Here is an 11,261-nt window from a genome sequence, read left to right as displayed (position 1 = left end):
GTAACGCATGGAGCGCACCGGGCTGCGGTCGAGCCAGGGCAAAACGAACAGTACGGCGATGGCCGCACCCATGGCGATAACGCCCATCAACTTGTCAGGCACAGCACGCAGGATCGCGTAGAACGGCGTGAAGTACCACACAGGCGCGATGTGCTCCGGTGTCTTGAAGGCGTTGGCTTGCTCGAAGTTCGGTTTTTCCAGGAAATAGCCGCCCATTTCCGGGAAGAAGAACACCACGGCGCAGAACACGAACAGGAACACCACCACACCGACAATGTCCTTGACCGTGTAATACGGGTGGAACGGAATACCGTCCAGAGGGATGCCGTTTTCGTCCTTTTTCTTCTTGATGTCCACACCATCGGGGTTGTTCGAGCCCACTTCGTGCAGCGCGAGGATGTGCAGCACCACCAGACCGAGAATCACGATTGGCAGGGCAACCACATGCAGGGCGAAGAAGCGGTTAAGGGTGATGCCCGAGATCAGGTAGTCGCCGCGAATCCACTGGGTCAGGTCATCACCGATCACCGGAATGGCACCGAACAGCGAGATGATCACCTGGGCCCCCCAGTAAGACATCTGCCCCCACGGCAGCAGATAGCCCATGAATGCCTCGGCCATCAGTGCCAGGTAGATCAGCATACCGAACAGCCAGACCAGCTCGCGTGGCTTCTGGTAGGAGCCGTACAGCAGGCCGCGGAACATGTGCAGGTAGACCACGATGAAGAACGCCGACGCCCCCGTGGAGTGCAGGTAGCGCAGGATCCAGCCGTACTCGACGTCCCGCATGATGTACTCGACCGAGGCGAACGCCTCCTCCGCCGAGGGCGTGAAACTCATGGTCAGCCACACCCCGGTGACGATCTGGTTGACCAGCACCAGCAGCGCCAGGGAGCCAAAGAAGTACAGGAAGTTGAAGTTCTTGGGCGCGTAATACTTGCTCAGATGGTCTTCCCACATCTTGGTGGCGGGGAAGCGAGCATCAATCCAGTCCATGAACTTGCTCATCATGCGTTCTCCTGATCGACGCCGATGACGATGACATCGTCCGACTCGTAAGAGTGCGGTGGCACTGGCAGGTTGAGAGGCGCTGGCTGCGACTTGTAGACACGCCCAGCCAGGTCATAGTGGGAACCGTGGCACGGGCAGAAGTAGCCCCCCACCCACTTCGGTCCAAGGTCGGCAGGCGCGACTTCCGGGCGGAAGGTGGGCGAGCAGCCCAAATGCGTGCACAGGCCGACGAGAATGAGGATTTCCGGCTTGATCGAGCGAACCTCCGGGTCGACATAGGTCGGCTGCACCGAAGCCTTGGACTCGGGATCAGAAAGTTCGCCGGTGATTTTCTTGAGGTTGCCGAGGATTTCCTCCGTTCGCCGTACGATGAACACGGGCTGGCCACGCCACTCGGCCACCATCTGCTGCCCGGCCTCGACCTTGGCAATATTGACCTTCACCGGTGCACCTGCGGCTTTCGCCTTGGCACTGGGAAACCATGACCCCACGAACGGTACCGCAGCCCCCACTGCTCCCGCTGCCCCGACCACGGATGTCGCGGCTACGAGGAAGCGGCGCCGGCCTGCGTTGACGCCGTCATTGCTCATTCAGTCCTCTCCCATCAGCTTGCTTGGCCTGTTGCACCAGACCTGTACTTAGGTTGTGTCAGTGGCGCTAAATTTTGGTCGTCATGGTAAGAAACAAAACCACACACTGACAAGGTGAATACCCCGGCGAGGGCCCCTACCAGCGCTTTGCTTGATCTGCGTCTATGCGACAAGCGGTCACCGACATGCTGACAGGTTAGTTCAAGGCAAAAAAAAAGCCCGGTTCCAAGGAACCGGGCTTTTCTCGACTGCCGAAGCGATATTAACGCTTGGAGTACTGAGGACGCTTACGCGCTTTACGCAGACCCACTTTCTTACGCTCGACTTCACGAGCGTCGCGGGTGACGTAGCCAGCACGACGCAGAGCGCCACGCAGGGTTTCGTCGTATTCCATCAGAGCGCGGGTGATACCGTGACGGATCGCACCGGCTTGACCGCTGACACCACCACCGGAAACGGTGACGTAGATGTCGAACTTCTCAACGGTTTCGGTCAGCTCGAGCGGCTGACGAACAACCATGCGAGCGGTTTCGCGACCGAAGAACACGTCCAGAGAACGGTTGTTGATGGAAATGTTACCAGTACCCGGACGCAGGAATACGCGAGCGGTTGCGGTCTTGCGACGGCCAGTGCCGTAATTTTGAGTCGCCGACATAATGAACTTTCCCGTTAGATCTTCAGTTCTTGAGGCTGCTGAGCAGTGTGTGGGTGAGCTGCACCCGCGTACACTTTCAGCTTACGGTACATGTCGCGACCCAGCGGGTTCTTCGGCAGCATGCCTTTGACCGCGGTTTCGATAACACGCTCAGGGGCCTTGGCGATCAACTTCTCGAAGTTGATTTCCTTGATGCCACCTGGGAAACCGGAGTGGGAGTAGTACATTTTGTCGGAAGACTTGGCACCAGTCACACGAACCTGCTCGGCGTTGATGACGACGATGTAGTCGCCGGTGTCAACGTGAGGAGTGTATTCTGGTTTGTGTTTGCCACGCAGACGGCTAGCGATTTCGGTAGCCAGACGACCCAGGGTCTGGCCAGCGGCGTCGACTACGAACCACTCGCGCTTTACTGTTTCCGGTTTAGCAGTAAAAGTTTTCATTCTCTAAAGCCTCAGAGGCCGCCCAGCGAAAAATAGACGGCGAATCTTACTGGATAGTGCACAGCTTGCCAAGGGCAAGCGCGCAGCCGAACACAGACGCTTTTGGGGGCTCGGGTCGGGCACGCCAATGTTCGACGGGGTTCTTCCTGCGCGGTGGTGCATCACTTCCGCCACGCGGAGAGGGGGTGGATTATCCAGATTGCGCGAAAAATTTCAACCTGCTTTGATGAGCTTCCATTGCCAAGGAGTGTCCAACCGATGGAATACCGCCAGCTCGGCCGTACCGACCTCACCGTCAGCGCCCTGTGCCTGGGCACCATGACCTGGGGCGAGCAGAACGTCCAGGCCGATGCCTTCACGCAGATTGCCCGGGCCAAGGCCGCCGGGGTCAACTTCATCGACACCGCAGAGATGTACCCGGTGCCGCCCCGCCCGGAAACCTATGCAGCCACCGAACGCATCATCGGCAACTGGTTCCGCGAAAACCGTGACCGCGACGACTGGGTGCTGGCCAGCAAGGTCGCCGGCCCCGGCAACGGCATCAGCCACATCCGCGACGGCCAGCTCAAGCACAACCGCCAGCACATCGTCGCGGCGCTGGATGCCAGCCTGGAGCGCCTGCAGACCGACCGCATCGACCTGTACCAGCTGCACTGGCCGGAACGCAACACCAACTTCTTCGGCAAGCTGGGCTACCAGCACCTGCCACAGGACCATTTCACCCCACTGGAAGAAACCCTCGAAGTGCTCGACGAGCAGGTGCGCGCGGGCAAGATCCGCCACATCGGCCTGTCCAACGAAACGCCGTGGGGCACCATGAAGTTCCTGCAGCTGGCCGAGAGCCGTGGCTGGCCGCGGGCGGTGTCGATCCAGAACCCGTACAACCTGCTCAACCGCAGCTTCGAGGTGGGCCTGGCAGAAGTGGCCATCCGCGAGCAGTGCGGCCTGCTGGCCTATTCCCCGCTGGCCTTCGGCATGCTGTCGGGCAAGTACGAGAATGGCGCACGGCCTGAGCACGCACGCCTGACCCTGTTCAGCCGCTTTGCCCGCTATTCCAACCCGCAGACCGTGGCAGCCTGCAGCCGCTACGTGCAGCTGGCCCGCGAGCACGGCCTGGACCCTGCGCAGATGGCTTTGGCGTTCGTCACCCGGCAGCCGTTCGTGACCAGCAACATCATTGGAGCGACCAGCCTGGAGCAGCTGGAGAGCAACCTGGCCAGCGCTGAGCTGAACCTGAGCGACGAGCTGCTGGCGGCGATCGAGGCGATTCATCAGGAGCAGCCGAACCCTGCGCCTTGAGCGTAAAGGGGCCGCTTTGAGGCCCGATCGCCGGCAAGCCAGCTCCCGCAGGATGGCATCGAACCTGAGGCCTGCGCTGTACCTGTGGGAGCTGGCTTGCCGGCGATGGGCTGCACAGCAGCCCCTCTGTTGCTTGGGCTAGACACAATCGCCAAAAAATAAGACGATCCAGCCGGTGATTGACCACTCTACCCTATAAGAACAATGACAATGATGTTTACCCAACCCCCCGCGTCGCTGCGGCGCGTCAGCATCCTGGCCATTGACAAGGTGTTCGCTTCGACCTTGATGCAGGCCAAGGACTTCTTCCACCTCGCCAGCCTGCGCTACAGCAAACAGCTGGGCCTGGGCCTCGACCCCATGTTCGAGATCCGCCTGGTGAGCCCCGACGGCCAGCCCGTGGACAGTTTCAGCAATGTCCAGCTACCGGTTGACGGCGGCCTGGACGACGCCGATGTGATCATCCTCCCGGCCTACTGGGACGACTTCGACAACCTGCTGCAACGTTATCCACAGGTGCTGCCCTGGTTGCGCCAGCAGCATGCGCGTGGCGCGGTGCTGTGCGCCGAAGCCAGTGGCGTGTTCTGGCTGGCCGAATCGGGCCTGCTGGACGGCAAGGAGGCGACCACCTACTGGCGCTTTTTCACCACCTTTGCCGAACGGTTTCCGAAGATCCGGCTGAATCAGGACAAGCACCTGACCGACGCTGACAATATCTATTGTGCCGGTGGCGCCACCTCGGCCTGCGACCTGTACATCTACCTGATCGAACGGTTCTGTGGCGCCAACGTGGCCCGCGCGGTGTCCCGCGACATCCTCTACGAAGTGCAGCGCAACTACACCCCGGGGCGCATGGGCTTTGGTGGCCAGAAGTTGCACCAGGACCTGATCATCCTGCAGATCCAGCACTGGCTGGAAGAGCACTTCGCCGACAAGTTCCGCTTCGAGGACGTGGCCCGCAACCACGGCATGAGCATCCGCAACTTCATGCGTCGCTTCCAGGGGGCAACCGGTGACAAGCCGCTGCACTACCTGCAGCGGCTGCGGATCGAGACGGCCAAGGGGTTGTTGTCGAGCACGCGCAAGAGCATCAAGACCATCAGCTATGAGGTCGGCTATGACGATGCGAGTTTCTTTGCACGGCTGTTCCGCCAGCATACCGAGCTGTCACCGAACCAGTATCGGCAGCAGTTCATGCAAGAGGCTTGAGGACCTCGGGGCTGCTTCGCAGCCCATCGCCGGCAAGCGCGGCTCCCACAAGCGATGGGCCGCAGAGCGGCCCCGGCTTTCTTACGGTTTGTGAGCGCGCGACAGGAATTCGTGCGACTGCATCTCCAGCAACCGGCTCAGGGTCCGCTGGAATTCGAAGCTCAGGCGGCCACCGGTATACAGGTCCTTCAGCTCGACCTCGGCCGAGATGATCAGCTTGACGTTGCGGTCGTAGAACTCGTCCACCATGTTGATGAACCGGCGGGCGATGTCGTCGGTGGCCACGCCCATCTGCTCCACATTGCTCAGCAGCACGGCATGGAAGATCTTGCCCAGCTCGATGTAGTCGTTCTGGCTGCGCGGGCCGTCGCACAGGGCGCGGAAGTCGAACCAGGCGACATCGTCGCAGGTACGCAGGGCATTGATCGGGCGGTTCTCGATCATCAGCACATCGTTCTCGACCGCCTGGGTGCACTCAGGGGTCAGCGCCTTGAAGCTGGCGCGCATGCTCTGGTGCGCCGCGTCGTTGAGCGGGTAGTGGAACAGTTCGGCCTGCTCCAGGTGACGCAGGCGGTAGTCGACGCCGCTGTCCACGTTCACCACGTCGGTGTACTGCTTGATCATGGCAATGGCCGGCAGGAAGCGCGCACGCTGCAGGCCGTCCTTGTACAGACCGTCCGGCACGATGTTGGAGGTGGCCACCAGCGATACGCCGTTCTTGAACAGCTCTTCCATCAAGGTGCCGAGGATCATCGCGTCGGTAATGTCCGAGACGAAGAATTCGTCGAAGCAGATCACCCTGGCTTCATCGCTGAAGCGCTTGGCGATGATGGTCAGCGGGTTCTTCTCGCCCTTGAGGGTTTTCATTTCCTCGTGCACACGCTTCATGAAGCGGTGGAAGTGCGTGCGCATCTTCTGCTTGAACGGCAGCGCCTCGTAGAAGGTATCGACCAGGTAGGTCTTGCCTCGCCCTACCCCACCCCAGAAGTACAGGCCCTTGACCGGGGTCTGCTCCTTCTTGCCGAACAGCTTGCCGAACATGCCCGGCTTGTTGTTCTGCGCGTGTACCAGGTCGTCGTACAGGCGCTGCAGGTGACGCACCGCAGTTTCCTGCGCCGCGTCATGGAAGAAGTCGGGACGTTTCAGATCTGCTTGATAGCGTTCTAAGGGAGTCATAATTCGTTAGCGAGGCAACAAAAAACGGGCCGTCACTGTAGCGACAGGCCCGCCTAATGGCAATGCGACTTGCGGCGAAATGCCTCAGTCTTGTTGTGGCTGAAGCGCTACACGCAGGCTTTCGATAGCCGAATCGCGGGCTTCAGCGCTGTCGAACTGCGGCCCGTCGGCAACCTGCTCGCCATTCAGCCACAGGCCGAAGCCCAGGCCTTCGACGCGTACATCGGCCTCGCCACCCTGCTGCAGCTGCTTGCTGACAGCGCCGGCGCTCTTGCCGTCGGCGAAGCTGCGCGACAGCAGCAATTGCTCGCCATCAGCGGCCAGCAGGCGGAAGCGGAAGCTGCCGTCCTCGTCACGGAAGCTGACGAAACGCGCGCTCTTGGCGGCTTTTTTCTTCACTTCGGTGCTGGCCTGCACGCTGCTGCGGAACGAACGCAGGCCAACGGCCTCGCGCAGTTGCTCGAGGAACGGGGTGGCGATCTTCCGGGCCTTGGCCGCGCCAGCCAGCAGGATGTCTTCCAGGTCGGCCGGGCGGGCGATCAGCTGGTGGTAATACTCGCGCTTTTCAGCCAACTGGCCGTCCAGCAGCTGGAACAGGCGCTGCTTGGCATCGCCCCAGCCCAGGCCCTGCAGCAGCTCGTCGCGGAACTCGGCGCATTGCACCGGCGTCGAGAACGCCTGGAACAGGGTGAACAGGTGCGAGTTGTCCGGGTCTTTCGCCTCGCCTGGCGCACGCGAGTCGGTGACGATGCGCGAGATGGCGTCTTTCATGTCCTTGGCGCTGGTGAACAGCGGGATGGTGTTGTCGTAGCTCTTGGACATCTTGCGACCGTCCAGGCCCGGCAGAGTCGCCACGCTTTCCTCGATGACCGCCTCCGGCAGGGCGAAGAAGTCGCTGCCCTGGCCGAAAAGGTGGTTGAAGCGCTGGCCGATGTCGCGGGCCATTTCCACGTGCTGGATCTGGTCACGGCCGACCGGCACCTGGTTGGCGTTGAACATCAGGATGTCTGCAGCCATCAGCACCGGGTAGCTGAACAGGCCCATGGTCACGCCGGCATCGGCGTCTTCGCCCGCTTCGACGTTCTTGTCCACCGAGGCCTTGTAGGCATGCGCACGGTTGAGCAGGCCTTTAGCCGCCACGCAGGTCAGCAGCCAGGTCAGCTCGGGGATTTCCGGGATGTCGGACTGACGGTAGAAGGTCACCTTGTCCGGGTCGAGGCCACCGGCCAGCCAGGTGGCGGCGATTTCCAGGCGCGAGCGCTGGATACGCAGCGGGTCGTCGCACTTGATCAGGGCGTGGTAGTCGGCCAGGAAGTAGAACGAATCGACACCGGGCTGCTGGCTGGCACGAATCGCCGGGCGGATGGCGCCGGCGTAGTTGCCCAGGTGCGGAGTGCCGGTGGTGGTGATACCGGTAAGAATGCGCGTGGTCATGGGTGTTCGCTTATTCAGGCTTGGCTCAGTTCGAAAGGCGCGGCAGCAGCAGATCCTTCAGATCGGTCAGCTTGCCATGGAAGAAGTGTCCGCATTCTGCCACTTTCAGCAGCTCATGGGGGCGCGACAGGCTGTCGGACCACTGGTAAACCAGCTGCGGATCGACGACTTCGTCGGCGTCCGGCTGCACCACGGTGATCGGGCAGCGCTGCGGCAGCGGGAATTGCGCGGTCAGGCGCATCACCGCCGGGGCGATCATGAACAGCCGCTGCAGCGTCACGCCGACGGTTTCCAGGCGGCCGGCCAGGCTGGTTGCGACAAAACCGCCGAACGAGAAGCCCATCAGCACCAGTGGCAGGTGCGGATGCTGTTCACGCAGCCAGGCTGCCGCAGCCTCGGCATCGGCCACCTCACCCGCGCCCATGTCATGGCTGCCAGCGCTCTGGCCGACGCCACGGTAGTTGAAGCGCAAGGTGACATAGCCGGCATCGCGGGCGGTGCGTTGCAGGGTCGAGACCACCTTGTTGAGCATGGTGCCGCCCTGGACCGGGTTGGGATGGCAGATCAGCACCGCGCCGCGGGCTTCGGGCACGTCCAGGTACAAGGCTTCCAGCTGGCCGCAGGGGCCATCGATGAACAAGGGGGTTTCGCGGACAAGCAAGGCACTACTCCGTGACCTGGTGAAGGGTCGATTCGTCTAGGTGAGGAATTCTGTTCTGATTTGCGATCGCTCGCGGTATACAGCGCAGGTCTGAGCCGTTAACGTAAAGCAAAGCCGTTTATAGAGGAAGGACTCGTGGAACTCTCGCTCCTTGTTTGGTTGTTGCCGACCTTGGCCCTGGTCATTGGTGTGGTGGTTGGTTTCGTCGTGGCCCGCCTGCTGCCCAATGCCGCGCCAAGCAGCACTCAGCGTCAGCTGGATGAAATGCAGAAGCGCTTCGACAGCTACCAGAACGAAGTGGTTACCCACTTCAACAGCACCGCCATGCTGGTCAAGAAACTGACCCAGAGCTACCAGGATGTCCAGGATCACCTGGCCGAAGGCGCCAACAGCCTGGCCCTCGATGACGTCACTCGCCAGCGCCTGCTGGCCGCACTGCACTCCGAAGGCGCGCAAGGCCCGCGTGATCGCCTGACGCCGCCGAAGGACACTGCCGAAGTCCCGCGCGACTATGCACCAAAAGCGCCGAACTCGCCGGGCATGCTCGACGAGAGCTACGGGCTCAAACGCTGACGGCCGATAACGCGCCAACAATGAAAACCCCGCCGAAGCGGGGTTTTCATTCAGATCAAGGCTTACGCCAGGACTGACCGCCCTCCTCGTCGTCACCGCCGCTGCGGCAGATGAACAGTTCGAGGTATTCTGGCACTACTTTCATGGTGATACTCCTGCTGGATGAACTGGCCATTGCGCCAGCCCATCCAGACTGCCCCTGTCCTGCCGAATCAGGCATCGGGCAAACTTTCCGTCTCCGCATGACCAGCTCATGTGCAGGCTTGCAACGCCTGCTCGACATCCGCCAGCAGGTCCTCCACATCCTCCAGCCCCACCGACAACCGCACCAGCCCTTCCGAAATGCCATGCTGCGCCCGCTCCTCGGCGGTATAGCTGGAATGAGTCATGCTCGCCGGGTGCTGCGCCAGCGACTCCGCATCCCCCAGGCTCACCGCCCGGGCAAACAGCTGCAGGGCATTCATGAAGCGTCGCCCCGCCTCGATACCCCCCTTGAGTTCGAAGGCAATCATCCCACCGGGCTGGCGCATCTGCCGCTGGGCCAACGAGTACTGCGGGAACGACGCCAATCCTGGGTAATGGATCAGTTCAACCTGTGGCTGCCGGGCCAGGAACTGCGCGACCTGCATGGCATTTTCGCAATGCCGGTCCATGCGCAGGGCCAGGGTCTTCATCCCGCGCATCAACAGCGCCGCGTCGTGCGGTGACAGCACCGCGCCGGTCATGTCCTTCAGTCCTTCCAGGCGAATCCGGTCAACCAAGTCCTTGCGCCCCACCACCAGGCCCGCAGTGATATCGCCGTGGCCGCTCAGATATTTCGTGGCCGAGTGCACCACCAGGTCAGCACCCAGTTCCAATGGCCGCTGCAGGTAAGGCGTGCAATAGGTGTTGTCGACGACCACAGACAAGTCATGCCCTCGCGCGGCGTCGGCAACCGCCGCGATATCCACCATCTGCATGTTGGGATTGGCGGGTGTTTCGAAGTAGATCATCCGCGTCTTGCCGTTGATGGCCGCTTTCAAGGCCTGCGCATCGTTAAGGTCGACATGGCGAATCTTCACCCCGAACTCGCCGATGCCATGGTGCAGGAACGCGAAAGTGCAGCCATACAACGTCAGGCCGACAATCAACTCGTCACCCGGCCGCAACAGCGTCCAGATTGTCGAAGTAATGGCCCCCATGCCCGAAGCCAGCGCCAGACCCGCCTCCCCCCCCTCCAGCGAGGCGATGCGCTGCTCCAACAAGGCCAGGGTAGGGTTGGATATGCGGCTGTAGAAATGCCCCGCCTGCTCCCCGGCAAAGCAGGCGGCGCCGTATTCAACGCTGGGAAAGGCATAGGTAGCCGTCTGGTATACCGGCGGGACCAGGGCGCCACCGTGAGACAGGGGATCGTAACCGTGGTGAATGGCGCGTGTAGAAAAACCGGTTTTATTATGGGAGTCGCGCATGGCAACAGCCTCTTGTGGTTTGCTATAAGCTTATGCCACTGGCCTGCCCGTTTTTTTCCAAATTGGCCCATGCGTTCGGGTAGATGCTGGAACAAAAACAACAAAAACCAAACCTGGAGGGCAAGACATGCCTTCGACTCTCGACCGCACCGACCGCGCGCTTCTTGCCGCGCTGCAGGACAACGCCCGCCTTACCGTCGCCGAGCTGGCCGACCAGGTGGCACTGACCACCTCGCCCTGCTGGCGGCGGGTCAAGCTGCTGGAAGACAACGGCTACATCACTGGCTACCAGGCCATCCTCTCGCCCAAATCGCTGGGGTTTGGCGTGACCGCTTTCGTCAGCATCATGATGGATTCGCACACCAAGGACATGGCGTTGGCGTTCGAGCAACGGCTGATGGAAATTCCCGAGATCGTGGCCTGCCACAACATCTCGGGGCGCTATGATTTTCTGCTGGAAATTCTTGCGCGCGACCTGGAGTCGTTCGGGGAATTCACCCGCGAGGTGCTGCAACGCTTGCCGGGGGTGAAGGAGATTTATTCGAGTTTTTCCTACAAGGCGGTGAAGGAGCGGCGCGTAATTCCAGTGTCTGAAAAACATATCTGAACGGCACCCGCGGTCCCGTGGAAACGAGAATCGAGTAGGAGGCGGGCTCACACCCGCCGTCCTCTCACACCACCGTGCGTACGGTTCCGTACACGGCGGTTCAAGCTATGCGGCTAAGCCGGTTGATCGTATCCAGTATCGAGACCAGTCCGAGT

The 11,261-nt window shown here is 61.3% G+C and carries 12 protein-coding genes; 4 read left to right on the top strand and 8 right to left on the bottom strand.

All coding sequences use genetic code 11. From position 1 onward, the window contains the following. The 4 genes from HP547_RS21610 to rplM all read right to left on the bottom strand — a co-directional run. Nucleotides 1-1,008, bottom strand: a 1,008-nt coding sequence (locus tag HP547_RS21610) for a cytochrome bc complex cytochrome b subunit (protein WP_172287390.1), incomplete at its 3' end; no start/stop codon positions are given. Then, nucleotides 1,008-1,601 carry a ubiquinol-cytochrome c reductase iron-sulfur subunit gene (petA, locus tag HP547_RS21605; protein ID WP_172287389.1) on the bottom strand — a complete coding sequence of 198 codons (594 nt, stop codon included), beginning with the start codon at nucleotides 1,599-1,601 and terminating at the stop codon, nucleotides 1,008-1,010. The genes petA and HP547_RS21610, both read right to left, overlap by 1 nt. A gap of 262 nt (nucleotides 1,602-1,863) precedes the next feature. Beyond that, on the bottom strand, nucleotides 1,864-2,256 hold the full coding sequence (gene rpsI, locus HP547_RS21600; protein WP_003260797.1) for a 30S ribosomal protein S9: 393 nt from the start codon (nucleotides 2,254-2,256) through the stop codon (nucleotides 1,864-1,866). Nucleotides 2,257-2,270: 14 nt separating this feature from the next. Next, complete coding sequence (rplM, locus tag HP547_RS21595; RefSeq protein WP_003260798.1) at nucleotides 2,271-2,699, bottom strand: 50S ribosomal protein L13; 429 nt, start codon at nucleotides 2,697-2,699, stop codon at nucleotides 2,271-2,273. 258 nt (nucleotides 2,700-2,957) lie between these two features. On the opposite strand from rplM, the gene HP547_RS21590 reads away from it, so the two are divergent. Both HP547_RS21590 and HP547_RS21585 read left to right on the top strand, forming a co-directional pair. After that, nucleotides 2,958-3,998, top strand: a complete 1,041-nt coding sequence (locus HP547_RS21590) for an NADP(H)-dependent aldo-keto reductase (RefSeq protein WP_172229053.1) — start codon at nucleotides 2,958-2,960, stop codon at nucleotides 3,996-3,998. A 288-nt stretch (nucleotides 3,999-4,286) separates the two neighbouring features. Next, complete coding sequence (locus HP547_RS21585; RefSeq protein WP_172229065.1) at nucleotides 4,287-5,207, top strand: GlxA family transcriptional regulator; 921 nt, start codon at nucleotides 4,287-4,289, stop codon at nucleotides 5,205-5,207. An 81-nt stretch (nucleotides 5,208-5,288) separates the two neighbouring features. Here HP547_RS21585 and zapE read toward each other — a convergent pair whose 3' ends face one another. The 3 genes from zapE to HP547_RS21570 form a co-directional block, all read right to left on the bottom strand. Continuing rightward, complete coding sequence (gene zapE / locus HP547_RS21580; protein WP_172229055.1) at nucleotides 5,289-6,383, bottom strand: cell division protein ZapE; 1,095 nt, start codon at nucleotides 6,381-6,383, stop codon at nucleotides 5,289-5,291. Nucleotides 6,384-6,467: 84 nt separating this feature from the next. Further along, nucleotides 6,468-7,817 carry a tryptophan--tRNA ligase gene (locus HP547_RS21575; RefSeq protein ID WP_172229057.1) on the bottom strand — a complete coding sequence of 450 codons (1,350 nt, stop codon included), beginning with the start codon at nucleotides 7,815-7,817 and terminating at the stop codon, nucleotides 6,468-6,470. Between the two features lie 25 nt (nucleotides 7,818-7,842). Then, entirely contained in the window at nucleotides 7,843-8,478 is a 636-nt protein-coding gene (locus tag HP547_RS21570; RefSeq protein WP_172287388.1) for an alpha/beta hydrolase, read from the bottom strand. 135 nt (nucleotides 8,479-8,613) lie between these two features. Here HP547_RS21570 and HP547_RS21565 point away from each other — a divergent pair, with 135 nt between their 5' ends. Then, nucleotides 8,614-9,051 carry a ZapG family protein gene (locus HP547_RS21565; RefSeq protein ID WP_172229061.1) on the top strand — a complete coding sequence of 146 codons (438 nt, stop codon included), beginning with the start codon at nucleotides 8,614-8,616 and terminating at the stop codon, nucleotides 9,049-9,051. Between the two features lie 251 nt (nucleotides 9,052-9,302). Here HP547_RS21565 and HP547_RS21560 read toward each other — a convergent pair whose 3' ends face one another. Beyond that, nucleotides 9,303-10,499 (bottom strand): methionine gamma-lyase, encoded by a 1,197-nt coding sequence (locus HP547_RS21560; RefSeq protein ID WP_172287387.1) that lies wholly within the window; start codon nucleotides 10,497-10,499, stop codon nucleotides 9,303-9,305. Between the two features lie 127 nt (nucleotides 10,500-10,626). On the opposite strand from HP547_RS21560, the gene HP547_RS21555 reads away from it, so the two are divergent. Continuing rightward, nucleotides 10,627-11,106, top strand: coding sequence for an Lrp/AsnC family transcriptional regulator (locus HP547_RS21555; RefSeq protein ID WP_025340567.1), 480 nt, complete (start codon nucleotides 10,627-10,629; stop codon nucleotides 11,104-11,106). The last annotated feature ends 155 nt before the right edge of the window (nucleotides 11,107-11,261 follow it).

Origin of the sequence: Pseudomonas sp. CM27 (genome assembly GCF_013179515.1) — a bacterium.
Taxonomy (GTDB): Bacteria; Pseudomonadota; Gammaproteobacteria; order Pseudomonadales; family Pseudomonadaceae; genus Aquipseudomonas.
This window is presented reverse-complemented; position numbering and strand designations above follow the sequence as displayed.